Source organism: Mycoplasma sp. E35C, from assembly GCF_019873825.1.
In the GTDB taxonomy this organism is placed as follows: Bacteria; Bacillota_I; Bacilli_A; order Mycoplasmatales; family Mycoplasmoidaceae; genus Mycoplasmoides.
The window spans coordinates 460,361-477,570 of record NZ_CP068418.1 but is presented as its reverse complement, the minus strand read 5'-3'; the positions used below and the strand labels follow the sequence as shown (position 1 = coordinate 477,570).

The 17,210-nt window shown below is 27.1% G+C and carries 18 protein-coding genes and 1 tRNA gene; 17 read left to right on the top strand and 2 right to left on the bottom strand.

Annotation, left to right across the window (positions count from 1 at the left end; all coding sequences use genetic code 4):
* The first annotated feature begins 62 nt into the window (after window positions 1-62).
* The 4 genes from JJE79_RS02050 to JJE79_RS02035 all read left to right on the top strand — a co-directional run bounded on the left by JJE79_RS02050 (window position 63) and on the right by JJE79_RS02035 (window position 4,364).
* Window positions 63-848, top strand: coding sequence for a hypothetical protein (locus tag JJE79_RS02050; protein ID WP_222925971.1), 786 nt, complete (start codon window positions 63-65; stop codon window positions 846-848).
* Window positions 849-1,005: 157 nt separating this feature from the next.
* Entirely contained in the window at window positions 1,006-1,608 is a 603-nt protein-coding gene (locus tag JJE79_RS02045; protein ID WP_222925970.1) for an MPN565 family protein, read from the top strand.
* A gap of 6 nt (window positions 1,609-1,614) precedes the next feature.
* On the top strand, window positions 1,615-2,919 hold the full coding sequence (obgE, locus tag JJE79_RS02040; protein WP_222925969.1) for a GTPase ObgE: 1,305 nt from the start codon (window positions 1,615-1,617) through the stop codon (window positions 2,917-2,919).
* A 383-nt stretch (window positions 2,920-3,302) separates the two neighbouring features.
* The gene (locus tag JJE79_RS02035; RefSeq protein WP_222925968.1) at window positions 3,303-4,364 is read left to right on the top strand and encodes a hypothetical protein; all 1,062 of its coding nucleotides are present in this window, start codon (window positions 3,303-3,305) and stop codon (window positions 4,362-4,364) included.
* Window positions 4,365-4,420: 56 nt separating this feature from the next.
* Here the strand turns inward: JJE79_RS02035 and JJE79_RS02030 are convergent, their stop codons facing one another.
* Together JJE79_RS02030 and udk are read right to left on the bottom strand one after the other, a co-directional pair.
* Complete coding sequence (locus tag JJE79_RS02030) at window positions 4,421-4,702, bottom strand: hypothetical protein (protein ID WP_222925967.1); 282 nt, start codon at window positions 4,700-4,702, stop codon at window positions 4,421-4,423.
* Window positions 4,692-5,336 (bottom strand): uridine kinase, encoded by a 645-nt coding sequence (udk, locus tag JJE79_RS02025; protein ID WP_222925966.1) that lies wholly within the window; start codon window positions 5,334-5,336, stop codon window positions 4,692-4,694. The genes JJE79_RS02030 and udk overlap by 11 nt, the downstream gene beginning before the upstream one ends.
* A 94-nt stretch (window positions 5,337-5,430) precedes the next feature.
* On the opposite strand from udk, the gene JJE79_RS02020 reads away from it, so the two are divergent.
* The 13 genes from JJE79_RS02020 (at window position 5,431) to JJE79_RS01960 (ending at window position 17,208) form a co-directional block, all read left to right on the top strand.
* Window positions 5,431-6,810, top strand: a complete 1,380-nt coding sequence (locus JJE79_RS02020; RefSeq protein ID WP_222925965.1) for an arginine deiminase family protein — start codon at window positions 5,431-5,433, stop codon at window positions 6,808-6,810.
* Window positions 6,811-6,851: 41 nt separating this feature from the next.
* Window positions 6,852-6,928: transfer RNA gene (locus JJE79_RS02015), tRNA-Arg, on the top strand.
* A 190-nt stretch (window positions 6,929-7,118) separates the two neighbouring features.
* Window positions 7,119-7,280: a 50S ribosomal protein L33 gene (gene rpmG, locus JJE79_RS02010; protein WP_222925964.1), complete on the top strand. Its 162-nt coding sequence runs from the start codon at window positions 7,119-7,121 to the stop codon at window positions 7,278-7,280.
* Window positions 7,280-8,341 carry an aminopeptidase P family protein gene (locus JJE79_RS02005; protein WP_222925963.1) on the top strand — a complete coding sequence of 354 codons (1,062 nt, stop codon included), beginning with the start codon at window positions 7,280-7,282 and terminating at the stop codon, window positions 8,339-8,341. Before rpmG ends, JJE79_RS02005 begins: the two co-directional genes overlap by 1 nt.
* A 5-nt stretch (window positions 8,342-8,346) precedes the next feature.
* Window positions 8,347-9,102 (top strand): hypothetical protein, encoded by a 756-nt coding sequence (locus JJE79_RS02000; protein ID WP_222925962.1) that lies wholly within the window; start codon window positions 8,347-8,349, stop codon window positions 9,100-9,102.
* Window positions 9,102-9,533, top strand: coding sequence for an SsrA-binding protein (gene smpB, locus JJE79_RS01995; protein WP_222925961.1), 432 nt, complete (start codon window positions 9,102-9,104; stop codon window positions 9,531-9,533). Before JJE79_RS02000 ends, smpB begins: the two co-directional genes overlap by 1 nt.
* A 3-nt stretch (window positions 9,534-9,536) precedes the next feature.
* Window positions 9,537-11,201 (top strand): C1 family peptidase, encoded by a 1,665-nt coding sequence (locus JJE79_RS01990; RefSeq protein ID WP_222925960.1) that lies wholly within the window; start codon window positions 9,537-9,539, stop codon window positions 11,199-11,201.
* Entirely contained in the window at window positions 11,201-12,691 is a 1,491-nt protein-coding gene (locus JJE79_RS01985) for a C1 family peptidase (protein WP_222925959.1), read from the top strand. The genes JJE79_RS01990 and JJE79_RS01985 overlap by 1 nt, the downstream gene beginning before the upstream one ends.
* Window positions 12,661-13,095: a hypothetical protein gene (locus tag JJE79_RS01980; protein ID WP_222925958.1), complete on the top strand. Its 435-nt coding sequence runs from the start codon at window positions 12,661-12,663 to the stop codon at window positions 13,093-13,095. The genes JJE79_RS01985 and JJE79_RS01980 overlap by 31 nt, the downstream gene beginning before the upstream one ends.
* On the top strand, window positions 13,085-13,486 hold the full coding sequence (locus tag JJE79_RS01975) for a hypothetical protein (protein ID WP_222925957.1): 402 nt from the start codon (window positions 13,085-13,087) through the stop codon (window positions 13,484-13,486). The genes JJE79_RS01980 and JJE79_RS01975 overlap by 11 nt, the downstream gene beginning before the upstream one ends.
* Window positions 13,487-13,722: 236 nt before the next feature.
* The gene (locus JJE79_RS01970) at window positions 13,723-15,651 is read left to right on the top strand and encodes a S8 family serine peptidase (RefSeq protein WP_222926808.1); all 1,929 of its coding nucleotides are present in this window, start codon (window positions 13,723-13,725) and stop codon (window positions 15,649-15,651) included.
* Between the two features lie 11 nt (window positions 15,652-15,662).
* On the top strand, window positions 15,663-16,343 hold the full coding sequence (locus JJE79_RS01965) for a hypothetical protein (RefSeq protein WP_222926807.1): 681 nt from the start codon (window positions 15,663-15,665) through the stop codon (window positions 16,341-16,343).
* Between the two features lie 169 nt (window positions 16,344-16,512).
* Window positions 16,513-17,208 (top strand): hypothetical protein, encoded by a 696-nt coding sequence (locus tag JJE79_RS01960; protein WP_222926806.1) that lies wholly within the window; start codon window positions 16,513-16,515, stop codon window positions 17,206-17,208.
* Window positions 17,209-17,210 lie beyond the last annotated feature (2 nt).

Genomic DNA, 17,210 nt, shown 5'->3' with positions numbered 1-17,210 from the left:
GGCTTGTTTTTTTTTTTTTTTGCGACACTCAATCTATTAACGATCAAAATTCTACATAAATTATGATTAAAAATAGAAAATTAAATAGTTTGAAGAGATTGTTTTTTGCTTCGGCTATTTTTGCTCCCATCGTATTAAGTTCTTGTACTGATAAAACTCAAAATAGCGATACGAAAAAAGAAGGCGGTGGTTCTGGAGAAAAACAAACTCCACCTAATACAGAAACTAAGAAGAGCGGTGGTGATGCTAATGGATTAGAAACTGGTGAACGCGAAAATCCAGATAAAACAACACCTGATCCAAAGAAAAAAGAAGAAACTGAAAAAACCCCTAAGGTAGAAATGTCTACTCATTCATTTGAATTAGCTAATAAATTCGATGAAAAATCTATTAAAGCATTAAGAAACGTTGGCACATTAACATTAACAATTAATGGTGGAAACTTTAATTTAACATCTTTTGCAGCAATAAGAGATTTAGCAAAGAAAAAAGAATTACCATCAACAAATACTTTTGGTCACAAAATTGGTATGCTTTTACAAAAAGTTGATTTTGAAAACTTCCTTAAAGCTATTACAGTAGATGGCAAAGGTTTAAAAGCTGCTAATAGTATTCCTGAAAAATACCAAAAAATTCCTGGTAGTTCTAAAATTTATTCAGCTAAAGCTGTAGATGAAGATGCTCAACCAGTAAACGGACAATTAGATTTAACTAAATCTTACACTCTTTCAGGAAGCAATTTCATACTAAAAGAAAATAAAAAATCAGTAGAATTTACATTAACAATTACAAAATTCTCTTCTTGAAGTGTTAAATTCGAAAACATCGAATTTACTAATGTTCTTTAATTAAAAACTAATTAATAAAAACAAAATATCAAGCACATTATATGTAATTGGCTTGATATTTTTTTACATAATAAATTGAGCTAATAACTAAGTTGGATATAAAAAAATTATTAAATAGAATATTATATTAAAGTATTGAAATTCTTTAATAGTTATTATGAATTATTTTAAAAGCTCACAATACAAAAAAACCAAGCCCTGAATAATTACATTATTCTTATTGTTTTTTGTTATTGGATATTATGTAATTATCTGAGTTTTATTCGGTGAATTTAATGTTTTAAAATTTAACTGAGTGCTAGGTGAAGGCGTAATTTTTAACAAGGATATGATGGTTAATGAGCGTAACTTTAATCCGTTAATTTTTGCTTTTATCATCCCGCCGTTGTTAGTTTATTTTTTATTAATATTATTCATTAAATACACCTTTAAACAAACAGGCTATGATCTTATTCCTTTAACTTATAGTTTGAGTGTTGCAATGATAACAACGATCTTGTCTGGATTATTTGATTTTTCTAACACAGGATTAATTATCTTTGCTCGAATAATATTAGTATTAACCGTATTTTTTATCAGTTTTTTTATTTTGGTATATCTTACTAATAAAATCTTGATTAGTTTTGATTTTAAAAATGATTATGTTTATGTTAATGATTTATTAACTGAAAACAATCAAAAAACCGAACGCAAAAAAATGATTCATAAATTAAAACCAAATAAAGAAGAAACAATTACAATAAGCGATTATAATAAATAAGTAAATATGCAATTTATCGATCGTTGTCAAATTAAATTAATTGCAGGTAATGGTGGTGATGGAATTATTGCCTGAAGAAGAGAAGCTCACTATGATAAAGGCGGTCCTGCTGGTGGAAGTGGCGGCAAGGGCGGAAATATTATCTTAGTGGCTGATCATAACCAATCGACATTATTAAGCTTGAAGTATTCTAAGATTATTCGTGCTAGTAATGGTGATAATGGTAAGCCTGATATGTCATCTGGACAAAATGGTGAAGATAAGTATGTTAAAGTTCCGATTGGAACAACCGTTTATGACGAAGCAACCAATGAAGTAATTGTTGATTTAATTCGTGATAAACAAGAATTTATTATTTGTCATGGCGGCAAGGGCGGCCGTGGTAATGCTGCTTTTAAATCTTCAACATTAAGAGCACCTAATTTATATGAATTAGGTGATGAAGGAGAACAACGATCTGTTCGATTAGAACTTAAATATTTAGCTAACGTTGGAATTGTTGGTTATCCTAATGCTGGAAAATCAACATTGATTTCAAAACTATCAAATGCCAAACCAAAGATTGCTAATTACCAATTTACAACATTAGTGCCAATCTTGGGGATGGTTGAAAATAATAATAAACGTTTGGTGTTTGCTGATATCCCTGGATTGATCGAAAATGCCAGCGAAGGTTATGGATTAGGTCATGATTTTTTAAGACACGTTGAACGTTGTGAAGTTTTAATTCACTTAATTTCAATGAATCCATTTGATCATGAAAATGTCATTGATGCTTATGAAAAAATCATGACAGAATTAAAGAAGTATTCACAACTATTAGTCAATAAAAAAATGATGGTTGTTGCTAATAAAATGGATGCTGATGGTGCTATTGAAAATTTCAATAAATTGCGTAGTTATTTATTAAAAAAGAACATTTCAATCACTTCAATTTCAGCAATCAACGGTGATGTTGGTAACCTCGTTAATTTAGTATTTGATTTATACGAAAAAACCTTAAAAACTTCTGACGAAGAAAACCCTTTTTCAACACCAAGTGTTGTTGAAAAAGTTTATCACTATGATGGTGAAAAAACAATTGATGACGATCCACTGGATGTAATTAAAGATGGTGAAGGCCGTTGAATTGTTTCATCAAAAAAATTGACTTATTGATTTAAGAAAATTCCACAAACTACACTTGATAACATCACAAGACTAGGACAAAAAATTAAATCAATGGGAGTTGAAGATCAACTTAAAGCCATGGGTGCAAAAGCTAATGATGTAATTGTTATTTGTGACTATGAATACTTAATTGATGAATAGATTATTTTCATCAATTTTTATGATAATGATCCACTTTTTTACGCTAAATAATTAAGACTGGATTAAGAATAAATTTAGCGATTATATAACTAAAAAACATTATTATTTCAAAATATATTTATTTTGAAATAATTTTAATCATCCAAAAACACTTTAACTTTATAAATGAATTTTATTTCATTAATAGGTTTTTTGTATAATCAAATAAATTTAAGGTGCTAAATAGTTTTAATAACTATAGTATTAATAATTAGCGGTATTACAAAATAATAAATCAATTTTTATACATCTAGTTTTATACCTTTTTTTACTCAAAGTTTTAATCGCTTTATTCACTATTTTAACTATCAATTAAAATCGATTCTTTTTTATTTATATACATTATGCTATCGTTTTCTAAAAGTTATGATTATTCACACATTGATAGATACAATCAATTAAAACTACCATTTTTGATTTATTTATTACCGTATGTAAATATCTTAATTTTTTACCGAATTTCAACAGCTTGATCTGGTGTTATTAATAATCCAAAAATCAGAGAAATTTTTTATTTTAAAGGTTCAATTCCTTTAATTATCCATTTTGTTTTAAGTGCTATTATTGTTGCTTCAACAATTGCTTATGGAATGCTTTTTGATGTTAATCAAACAAACATCAGGATCATTACATCAAGTGTTTTTGTTATTCTTATCTATTTGTTTTATAACTTAATAATTGCTTTAAGCATTTATTTAACCAAAAAACTGATAGCTAAATTAGCCTTTAAACATTGTCACGATCACGATGAAATAAGTCCTGATATTTTACAAGAATATCAAACCAGATTCTTATATAGTATTTCCAGAGAATATAACGTTATTTATTTTAGTTATTTTAAAGCAATTGATGTAGCTAATTTAATTAAGGATTATGATAATGGTTATTGATATAAACACGAATATAATACGATCATTAATAATCTAAAAGCGAACATATCACCGATTCATAAATCGACATATAACCTATCGAATTCAAGAGCTAATATGATGTTTAAAATTCTGCCAATCTATTCTGCTCCATTACATGGTTATCATAGTTTATTAATTTTCATCTTATTTGCTCAGGATCTATTAAACTTTAAATTTATTGATAAAATCAGTGCTAAAATTTATTTTTTAACAATTCTAATCAACATCATTTATTCATTACCTAGCATCATGATTTTGGTGTATTTTACATGATTAAATTATGTGATGAAATTAGATTATTCAATAGCAATCAGAATCAATATTATCTTATTTTTTAGCTTCATTTCACTTATTGCATTAGTTAATCTTTTTTATTGATTAATTTCTTCAAAAATCAATAAGCAAATCAGAACAAAGATTAGAACTAAATTTAATTTAATTAACGATAATTTTGATGGTTATCATAAAATTAACAATCAAGTAAATAAGGATTAAAATAAACTAAAAATGAACCTAGAAAATCAAGCAATTTCTAGGTTCATTTTATCTTTTTAGTTATTGTAGATATTCAAAAATTTTCTTGGTGAAATTGGTGTGATACTAACAATCATGCCATCATCTAATTGAATAACAGCAAATAAACGTTTTTTCTTATCAATTAAATATTCTTTAGGAAATTCAAAGTAACCAAAATTCTTATCATCAATATGATAAGGAATGATTTTTTCTAACATATCATTGATTTCAGATTCAATGAAAATATCATCTTTTTCTTTAAGAATTAAACGTTGTTTAGCTCTTACTTTTGAATGATCAGTCAATCTATAACGCATGATCTTTGGCAATCTTAATTATTGCATTCTGAATAATACTCATTCCTTCGTGATTTAGGGTATATCACGGTAAGATTAAGTTTGCTTCTTCTTTTTGTTTTTGCACATACTTACGGTGCATGATTCTTACTTGATCACGTCATTGTTTTAAAACCTGTTTAATGTCCCTGGCACGTTCTAAACAATCACGTTCAATTCTTCGAGCTAAACGTTCATCAGATGGAGTGTCAATAAATAATTTGAAGTTAGTTAGTTTTAAGATATCTTCATTATGTAATGATAAGATCCCTTCAAAAATAATAATATCGCTTGGTTTTATTAGTTTATATTTAACAGATCTGGTGTAGTTTTTATAATCATAAACAGGCATTTTAATTGCTTGATTATTTTGCAACTTAATCAGATCATTATAAACTTGATCTCAATCTAAACTGTTTGGATCATCATAATTAAGTTTTTTTCTAGCTTCTAGTGATAATTCACTAAAAGGTTTGTAATAATTATCCAAACAAACAGTTGATACTTTTAGATTGGTATGCTTCTTAATTGCTTTAATAATTAATTGCGTAATTGTTGATTTACCAGAACCACTGCCACCAGCAATTGCAATCATCATTGGCTTGTCATTTAACATCTTAATAACAGATCAAACTATATATAATTATTTTTTATTAATAATATAATTATAAAAGTATTATAAAAGTATTGTAATTAGCTAGGGTTTAAAAGTGGCAATTAATAAGAAAAAATCTAAGAAAAAGACAACTAAAAAATCAAAGAAAAAAGTTGCTAAAAAAGCTAATTTAGCTAAACCAATTAACAACACCCAACTAACAACAATTGATGATCTATCAGCTCGTTTAAAAGCTAAAGAACATGATCATTTCAATGTTTATAGTAATGCTTCAAAATTAAAAGAAGTTATTTTATACCGTCCAGGGATTGAAGTTGAACGCATTATTAAAAAATCTGATGCTTCATTTAGTAGTTCTAAACACTTAGAAAGAATTCAAAAAGAGCATGATATTTTAAGTGCAATTTTACAAAAAAACGGTGTTAAGGTTCATTATTTAAATGTAATGTTGGCTAGCGCGTTAGATGCTGGTGGTGATGAATTAAAAGAAGAATTTATTCAACGATTCATTATTGAAGCTAAGATTACTAGTTTATCTGCTTTCAACACATTATTTAATTATTTCAGAAGCTTTAATTCAAACTTAGAAATGATTAATGCAATGATTGCAGGAGTGAAGAAAAACGAAGTTCCTTCATTAATTATTGATCGCTTTAGTGATCTAGTTTTAAGTGATAGCGCTTATTATATTGAACCATTAAATGATTTCTTATTACAACAACGTTATTTTTCAACAATTGGTAGTGGGGTTGTAATCTTTAAACATAATGATGATTATTTCAATCGCCACACATTGTTTTATGAATATCTAGTTAAATTCCACCCAAGATTTAACAATGTTAATCTTTATTTCTCAAGAGAAAATGACAATTGTTATTTAGCTAATGAAGATATTTTATTGGTTAATAAAAATACATTATTAATTAGTGTTTCAAAAAATACTAATGTTCTAGGTATTGAATTATTCGCAAGAAATTTATACAACGATCCAAATAATAAAATTTTAAGAATTATTGTTTGTGCTAAAAAAGACAGCAGTGAATTTGTCAGCATGAATCAAATAATTGCTAGCTTAGATTATGATAAATTTATTGTTAATCAAAAAGTATTAGGTGAAATCATCTTCTTTGAATTATTAGCTTCAAATCAAAAAGATATTGATGGCTTAAATAAAGTTGAATTCAAAGAAATTGACATTTCATTTGAAGAATTAATTGAATTAATCATCAAAAGAAGACCAAAATTCATCCTTTCAGGTGGTGGTGATGAAATGAATTCAATTAGTGAAGCAAACAATTCTTGCTTAGAAGTATTAATGATCAAACCAACCGAAGTAATTGTGTATGATCGTAACAAGATTACTAACCACTTACTATTACAACAAGGATTTGTTGTGCACTACTTACCATCAGCTGAATTAGCTCGAACAAATAGTGGTGTAAATAATTTAGTTATTCCATTAATAAGAGAATAATATATAATATGTAAGAGTGTTTAAAACATCTCTTACAAGATGCGCCGGTAGCTCAGTTGGATAGAGCACATGCCTTCTAAGCCTGTTGTCAGGGGTTCGAATCCCTTTCGGCGCGCCATTAAATTTTCAAATTTTTTAAAGAGCAAATTAATAGATTTATTTTTAATCCAATTTGTTTCTAACAACTAATTAATATTTACATTTAAACGACTGGACTATCCAGTCGTTTTTTATTTTCATAATTAAATATTTTTAATTTAAAATATAAGAAGTTATTTTATAAAAATTGATAAGGAAAATAATTTAATATGGCACAAAAACGTGGAACTAGATTAGGATGTGATGCATGTAATGAAATTAATTACATTACAAGAAAAAATGCTAAGAAAAATCCTGAAAAACTAAGTTTAAACAAATACTGTTCTAGATGTCGTCAAACAACAGTTCACAAAGAGGTTAAACGTAAATAATGTTGTTGGAAGATTACAAATTCAAACACGACATTATTAAAACTGAATTATCAAAACACAAAGCAGACGCAATTTTATTCACTTCTGACCAAAATCGTTTATGATTTACAGAATTTAATTCTTCTGCTGGTTTTTTATTAGTTACAAAAAATAAATCAGTTTTAATAATTGACTCTCGTTATTTTGAAGCAGCTTCAAAATCAATTAGTGATACTGAAGTTGTTTTATTATCAGCCAACGCTTTAAGTGATGTTGCTAAAAAATTAAAAATCAAGCACTTATTAATTGAAGCTGATTATTTAACATACCAATACCAACCAATGCTTGATAAGATTAGTGAAAAGCAAACACCAATCGATACGCAAACATTAAGAGCAATTAAAACACCAACTGAATTAAAAAAATTAAAGAAAGTAATAGCAATTACTAAAGAAGTTGGTAACAAACTACCTGAAATGCTAAAAGTAGGCATGACTGAAATGCAATTAGCTAAGATGGTAACTTTTGCTTTAATTGAAGCTGGTGGTGAAAAAAATTCATTTGATCCAATTGTAGCTTCTGGTCCAAACGGTTCAAAACCACACCACAAACCAACTAACCGTAAATTTAAAGACGGTGATTTTATTACCATTGATTTTGGAACAATCTATCAAGGTTTTTGTAGTGATATCACAAGAACATGAGTTCTAAACAAACCAAAAAACCAAAGATTAATTAATGCTTATAAGATGGTTGATAAAGCTAACCAAGCAGGAATTAATGTTGCTAGAAGTGATTTAACTGGTCAAGAAGTTGACAAAGTTTGTCGCGATATTATTGATGGTTCTGAATTCAAGGGCACTTTTGCTCACTCAACAGGTCATGGGGTTGGTATTGACATCCATGAAAAACCAAACGTATCATCAGCTTATACTCAAAAATTAGGCGTTGATGCAATTGTAACAATTGAACCTGGAATTTATATCCCAGAAGTTGGTGGAATCAGAATCGAAGACATGATCCAAGTTAAAGAGAAAAAATCTGTGTGATTGTCTAAAGAAATCTTAAGAATGAAGTTATAAAACCTATGCTAAAAATGAACACACCAGATATTGATAGTAAAATTGAAGCTTTACAAAAAGAAATCCAAGAACAAAGAGCGAATTCAAAATTTTATCAACTATTAGATATTGATTTTTGACGCTTTATTTTATCTGCAATCTTTTGTGTAAGTTTTTTAATATTATCTTTATTAGTTTTTGTTGGTGTTGTAATTAATAAAACATGAACAATAGACAAATCAGGTGATATTGGTTTATTTTGAAATAACATTGTAACTGATGATAATGTCGTTGGTCGTGGTTCAAAATTACTAAAAGGTTTATCATTAACACCTTATGGTGTTACTTGCATCGCTTTATTTTTAATCAATACCGTAATTGGTATTGCTTATTACATCATAGGATTTAAAGATAAAAATTACACAAATTTATCTACTTCTTCTGCTAAAAAAGCCTTTAATATTAAAAACTTTGGCTTTGCTTTTGCAATGATCATCACATCATTAATCATGATTTTAGGAGTATTTATTTCTAATATCAATGATTTCCCGAAAGAAATGAATGATATCCGTGAAAATGCTTCATTTGGTTATGCGTTTAATATCAAAGGTGCTGTTGATCAAAATCCAAACGAATATCAACTAGGTATTTCGGCTTTTGGATACATCTTAATAGTTTTATTCTTCTTATTCAATGCACTAACAATCTTCTTGCTTTTATATGTTAGTTTTGACTTTAAAGAATTAAGAAAAACTATCAATTCAAAATTTAAAAAAGCTTAATGCGATTATTAGTTAATAATAAAAAAGCAAAATTTAATTACGAACTACTTGATAAGTATGAAGCAGGCATTTCATTAACAGGTAATGAGGTTAAATCATTAGCTCTGGGTCATGGAAGTCTAGATGATAGTTATGTCATTATTCGCAAAAATGAAGCTTACATACTTAATTTATTAGTGCCAAAATATCGCTTTGATACTTCTAAAACTAATAATGAAACTAGAACCAGAAAGCTTTTATTGCATAAACATGAAATCTTAAAGATTGACTTAGTTAAAAAACAACAATCTTTAGTGATCATTCCTTATCAAATTTATTTTTCAAAAAACAAAATCAAGGTTAGCATTTATCTAGCTAAACCTAAAAAACTTCATGACAAGCGCGATAGTTTAAAAAATCGTGATGCTAGTCGTGAAATGAGAAGGTATTAAAATATGGATAAAAATAACAAATTAGATTACAAAAAATATCTGAAAAAAAATCAAAGTTATCAAAAAAATCGTGAATATTTATTAGCAAGAAATGCGCTAGTAGCTAATGACATTAATACTTTAGCAACTAATGTTTTTAATCCTGATAAAAATATCACTGACTTCTTAATTGATGCCCAAAAACCATCATTAAGCATCACTAACCAAGATATGAGTGGTCGCTGCTGAATTTTTGCTGGTTTAAACCCATTAAGAAGAAGAGCATCTGAAAATCTTAAAGTATCAAACTTCGTATTTTCACAAACATACATTGATTTTTGGGATAAATACGAACGTGCTAATCGTTTCTTATACAAAATGATTGATCAAGCTAATGTTGATTTAGATGATCGTGAGTTAAGAATGGAATTACAACAAGCTGGCCAAGATGGTGGTTGGTTTGGTTATTTTGATAACTTAGTAAATAAATACGGTTTAGTACCCCAAGAAGTAATGCCAGATAGTTTTTCTGGTCACAACACTTTTGCTTTAAATGAGTTATTACAAATCATCTTAATTAAAGCAACAAAAGTTATTCGTGCTAACCAAAAAGATAAGAAAAAACAAGAACAAGTTATTAAAGATACCCTTAAAAAAGTTCTTGAAATGTTAGTTTTAGCATACGGTCCAGTGCCAACTAAATTTGATTGACAATATGTTGCTGATGCTAAAAAAGAAGAAGAAAACAAAGACAATAAACCAAAAGAAGAAAAAGCAGATCAAAAAAACCAAGATCTAAAAGATAGCAAACAAGAAGTTAGTCAAAAAGTTGCTGATAATAACGATAAAAAAGAAGAAAAAGATGAACTAAAAGAAATCAAAGCTGAATTTAGTTTTATCAAAGCTATGACACCATTAGAATTCTCACAACAATATGTGAAATATGATTCTAATGACTTTATGGATCTTTGAACAATTGGTAATGATGAATATAAGATTAACCAAAAATACGAATTAAAAGATTCAAACAACGTTTTTGAAGCAAAGAATTTCCAATTCTTTAATATTGAAAAAAACTTATTAAAACTATTTGCACTAGCTAATCTAATTTCAAAACAAACAATGTGATTTGCTTGTGATGTTGATCATTACAGAAACAATAAAACTGGTGGATTTGATAATCAACAATTTGATTACAACGCATTATTTAATATCAACTTCGATATTGATCGCACTGAACAAGTAAAACACTATTTCATTTCTTCAAACCACGCAATGACTTTATGTGGTGTTGATTTTGATGAGCAAAAAACTTTAAAAAACCAAAAAGCATTAGCTAAAAAATATCAAAAAGCTAAGAAGATTAACCAATACGAATTTGCTAGTGATTTAATTAACACTTTTGTTTTCAAAAAATGAAAAGTTGAAAACTCATGAGGTGATAAGTTTGGTAACAAAGGGTTCTTCTACATGAACGATGCTTGATTTAATGACTATTTAATTGATGTTGTTGTTTCAAAATCAGCAGCTAATAAATTCTTTGAAAATCCTAAATTTGTTGACGAAAGCTTAGTTAAATTCACTAAACAATTAAAGATTGAAGAAATCTTAAAAGACGCAATCAATTCAAAAGCAATCTTAATTGACGGTTTTGATCCACTAGGTGCTAATGTGAAAGGAGTTAAATAATGGCAAAATTAGAACTAAAAGACTCATTAAAACAAGTTCAAGCATTAAGCCGAACTAAATTTAATAAGCAAATTACTAACATCTTAAATACTAATGGTGTTAAAGCAGTTGCTTATAATGGCTATAACTTCGCACAAAACTCGCTATCATTCAATGTTGATTTAACAACATTAGATGTTGTTAATCAGTTTGCTACTGGTAGATGTTGAATTTTTGCTGGTTTAAATTTATTAAGAAATAGCTTAGCAAAAAAACTAAACATTGATGATTTAGAATTATCACAAGCTTATATTGCTTTTTGAGATAAATTTGAACGCTGTAATTATTTCTTAGAAACAATTACTGAACTAAGAGATCAAAAATTAAACGACCGCACTTTAACATTTATTTTAAGAAACGGTGTAGCTGATGGTGGTCAATGAACAATGCTTACTAATGTCATTAAAAAATATGGATTAGTGCCAAAGTATGTGATGCCAGATTCAGCTAACTCTTCATCAACCCACCACGTTAATTATTTAATTAACTTAAAACTAAACCAAGCAGCAGCTAAGATTATTGCTAATAAAGATAAACCATTATCTGAATTAAATAAGATCAAAACTAAAGCTTTAGATGAAGTATTTTATTTATTAAGCACGATTTATGGAAAATTACCAGAAAGCTTTGATTTTAGTTATACAAAGATAACTAAAAGTGATAGCAAAGATGGTTCAGAATCACGTTTTAATTACCACACAACAAAAGTGGTTGACCAAAAATTAACACCATTAAGTTTTTATCAAAAATACTTCAGTGAGTTTTTAGAAAAAACTGGTTTTGTTTCTGTAATTAACGCTCCTTCACAACAAAAACCATTTAACCAAACTTTTAGCGTTAAATATTTAAACAATGTAATTGAAGGTGAAGACATCTTACACCATAACATCGAACAAGCTTTATTTAGTTATTTAGTAATCAAACAATTACTAAATAAACAACCTGTATGATTTGGTTGCGAAGTTAAATCATTATACTTAAACCAAGCTCGCACATTCTGGGATGATCAAGCTTTTGATTATCAAACATTATTTAATGTTGATTTAAGTTTAGAAAAATCAGATCAATTAGATTATTGACTATCAGCAATAAATCACGCTATGGTTTTAGTTGGGGTTGATTTAGATTTAGATCAATTTAATAAAATTGATCTTGAATTCAATAAGTTAATTAGTGCTAAAAAATCAGCTCAAGCAGCTAAATACTTAATTGAAGCAATGGATAAACTGACAATTAATAAGTGAAAAATTGAAAACTCATGAGGAAATGACGTTGGATATGAAGGCTTTTTTGTGATGTCAGATTCATATTTCAAAAAATACACATACCAAGCAACAATCAATAAGCAAATTTTTGATGATTTAATTTCTAAATTAAACTTAAAGAAGGATTTTGATAAAAAACCGATATGACTTCAACCATGAGACCCGATCGGAACGTTAGCGAAATAATTGATGGCATTAATTGGTGTATTAAAGAAAAGAAACGTCCCTGAATTATCTTAGCAATCGGCTTAGCTACTGGTTTAATTGTTTTAATTGCAACTTATGCAGCTATCTTATTAATAAATAAAGATGAAAACAACAAACCAAGACTGGACGATGAAGCACAATCTAAGGCTTCGATTTTTGCTTTTTTAGTTATTGCAATCACAATTAGTATTACTATTTATTTACAACATAAATACAATAATGCTTATCTAACAATTGCAGAAAAAACTAATTACTTCTTTAAAAAACACAATTACTTTTTTGAAATCAATAAACCTAAACGCAAGCAACTAATAATAGCAAGAGCATTATTAGAAGAAATTAGAGACAATCTACTAGAAAGCGCTAATCAAGATGTTAAATAAACTAGCAAAGAAATTACAGCTAACTACCCAAGAATTAAAAGAACGTTTAAATGTTAGTGATGATGTAACAGAATCCGAATTATTAAAAGCACTAGGCTTTGAACAAGCTGCTTCTTATTTGGATATCTTATCATTCACCAAAAACTTAATGGGTAATGCTAATGTTGATATTTCAGATATGGGCGATATCAACAACATTGTTGAAAAACTAACCGAAGATCTAACCAGTCAAACTTTTAGTAACGAAGAACAAGTCAAAAAAATGAATGAAATGCTTTCAAAAATGAATAGCTTTTCAGCACAATTTTTTGGCGGCGATATAAATCAAGATAAAGTTAAAGAAGAAGATAAACAAGAACCTAAACCTAAAAATAAAAAAGATTTTTCATAACCAAATAAGAATATAAAAATTTGATAAATTTTTTTAAGCTTGTGGTTTTTTTAGGATAGTAATTTTTAATTAAGTTTTTAAATCTGGTTTTATTGTCATAATCAACATATTCATCTGTCAATTTTGATAGTTGCGAATATGTTGATTTTTTTGCATTTAGTAAATTTAAACACATTTTTATAAATTTTGATAAAGTAATTGTAAGATAGGGATTTAAAACTAAAAGTTAATAAATTATGATAAAGAAAAAAATACTAAAAATAATTTCATCAATTTCTTTTTCTTTACTTCCTTTTTCAGCTTTATCAGTTAGCAATTTAGAAGTAAAAAAAGATATTTTAAATGAAGAAAATAATGAAGTTGGTAAAACTATTCTTCAAAATACATCCCTTCAAACCCCAAACTCTTTTTCTGAATCTGATCAAGAGACAAAAACTACTTATGACAATCAAAAGATAAGTAAACAAGAAATAAATAAAAAAACAGTTCTAATAGAAATCAAAAGAGATATTAGTCCTTTAAATGTAACTTCATTAGTAGAAACGCTTAAAAATGAAACTGGATTTTTATTTGTTAAAAAAAGCGAAGCAATAAAAAGTTTAATATTGGCTTATGTTGATGAACAACAAATAAATAAAGTTACTGATTTCTTAAATAACAGTTCTTGAGTTGAAAATTTTAGCTTTGATAACAATAAAAAAGGATCAGATCTAAAACCGAATAACAGTGAATATTATGGTAATATAACTTCTAATAATTCATCTAAATATGGTGATTATAGCCAAAATTTTATATCTAATAAATATGAAAAAAAATTTAGAGATGAAGCTATCAGAGCTACAAAAAGATATGAAAATGCAGGGAATTCAAAAATAGCCGTTGCTGTATTAGAAGTTGGAGGTAAAGAAGATATAACAGGTGGTTTAATTGATAATACAAATAGATATTATTTTAACAGCGATTCTCCAGTAGAAAATAATAATAGCTTGTTTTATAACATAAATACTTATTTTTGATCTTGACCAACTTATAGTGAACACGCAACACAAGTAGGTTCTATAATAGGAGGCAGATCTGGTGTTAATCCATTATTAAAACTATACGGAATAAAATATAACGGTGTTGAATGAGGCAACGATATCATAGGTTTAGATAATGAAATAGGTTATATTTTATCTCACAAAGACATAAAAGTTGTTAATAATTCGCATGGTGCTGAATACGGCAAGGGAAAATACACATATAATATTAGATCTAGATATATAGATTTAGTAGCTCATGATAATCCAGATTTTGTTTTTGTTTTTTCGGCAGGTAATGATGGTGATGAAAACAATAAAAAATTAAATAATATGCAATTATCTCATAATTCGATAATTGTTGGATCTAATGATAAAAAAGGTTCTATATCATCATTTTCTTCTCAAGGATCAGATACTAGCAATAGCCCGTTATTATTAGCTAATGGAGAACGCTATAATTTTGAAAATCGCAGAGGTTATGGAACCAGTTATTCTGCTCCTTTTATTTCAGGTGTAGTAGCTAATACTATGATCTTATATAAAGAAAAATATCAGTTAGGTAGAAACGGAATTATTGCTAAAGCTGCTTTAGGTTCAGCCACTTCAAATGTGTCTTCTAATACCAACGGCCAATCAAATTTACAATCAAATTTAAATAAAGATTTTGGAGCAGGAATTCTAGATTATTCTAAGTTAAAAGAATCCTTTGATAATTTAAGATATATTAAATGAAAAAATTATAATGAAATTTCTTTAAGCCCTTATACAAGCTATGATAAAAGTAGTAATGAATTAATTATTAAAAATAAGTTCTTTAAAAAAGGAGATATTTTAAGAACAAGTTTATCATGAAGTTATAATGGAAGAGATTTTTTCAAAAATTCAAAACCTACTAGAATATGACAAAATGTTTATCGTAATGAAAATGATATAAAAAATCCAGCAATTAAAGATTTTGATCTAAAAATACGTAATACCAAGGGTCAAACAATACAAAAATCTGAAGGTTATAATAATTACGAATTTATTAAGGTAAAAATTCCTGAAGATGGCTATTATGATTTTGTTATAAGTAGATATAGTGATTCGTTAGATAAAACTAGCCAAGAAGAATTAGCATTCACTTACACAACAGAAAGGTAAAATAGATAATTTTGAAACTATTTAAAAGAAAAGGTTTTCAGTTTTTATTAATCTACATTAGTTTAGTTTTAATTAGTTCATTAAGCATTTATCTTGTTTGAAAAGATAAGAATATAGATTATGAAAATGAAATATTCTGATTTTTACCATTAACTACAACTTTTGTAATCTTATTTTTAGGAATTTTATTTATATTTTTATCTAAGAAAGATAATGATTTTAATAAACTAAAAACATTTAAAATATCTAATAAATTAGCGATATTTAGTTTTTTAGAAATTCTGCAAATATTATTAGGTTTTAGTATTTTAGTTTTCCTTGTCATGTTGTTGTGAGGAGGGATGTCTTATACGAACACTGCTAGTGGTGGTTCAAGGTTAGTTCCTCTTGTTGTTGGTTGTCATAAGAATTTTGATTTTGAAGATTCGATGCTAGAACTTATTAAAAATAGACAATGAATGCATCAATTAAATTGACATTTTTTTAGAAGCACAGGTTTGATGGGTTGAATTAGTTGAAACATCATCTGATTAATAGTGCTTTCGTATTTATATGTTTTAAAATTAAAATTATCAGTTTTTGATAGAAAACACGGATTAATATTATTACCATTCAGCTCTTTATCTGTGATAAGAAATAACCATAGAAAAGAAAAAACGCTTAATTCACTAACTTTTATTCCATTTAATTAAAAACAAACAACATATTTATCTATCAATTTTGATAGCTTTAAATATGTTGTTTTTTAGATTTAGTAAATCTAAACAAATTTTTATAAATTTTGGTAAAGTTATAGAAATATAATGATTTTAAAAATTCAATAATTACCAACTCATAGTCAGAAAGGTAAAATAGATAATTTTGAAACTATTTAAAAGAAAAGATTTTCAGTTTTTATTAATCTATATTAGTTTAGTTTTAATTAGTTCATTAACTATTTATCTTGTTTGAAAAGATGAAAATATAGATTACGAAAAAGAAATATTCTGATTTTTACCATTAACTACAACTTTTGTAATCTTATTCTTAGGAATATTATTTATATTTTTATCTAAGAAAGATAATGATTTTAGTAAACTAAAAACACTTAAAAATTCTAATAAATTGACAGTATTTAGTTTTTTAGAAATTCTGCAATTTCTATTAGGTTTTTCAATCTTACTTATTATTGCTATCTTCTTTATGGGATGAATGGGTTATCCTCGTAGTCTTATACAAAAAGAATCTCCAACAGCAAATGATTATTCAACTTCATTTGATTATAGTGGTTACATTGGTGGTGAAGAACTAGAAATTTTTCATAGCAGAAAATGAATGCATCAATTAGATTTATGGTTCTTTAGAGGTTCAGGTTTTGCTGGTTGGATTGGTTGAAACATCATTTGATTAACAGTGCTTTCATATTTATATGTTTTGAAATTGAAATTATCAGTTTTTGATAAAAAACAATGATTAATATTATTACCATTCAGCTCTTTATCTGTGCTAAAAAAGATGCATAGAAAAGAAAAAGGAATCAGAACGCTTAATTCACTAACTTTTATTCCTTTTAATTAATT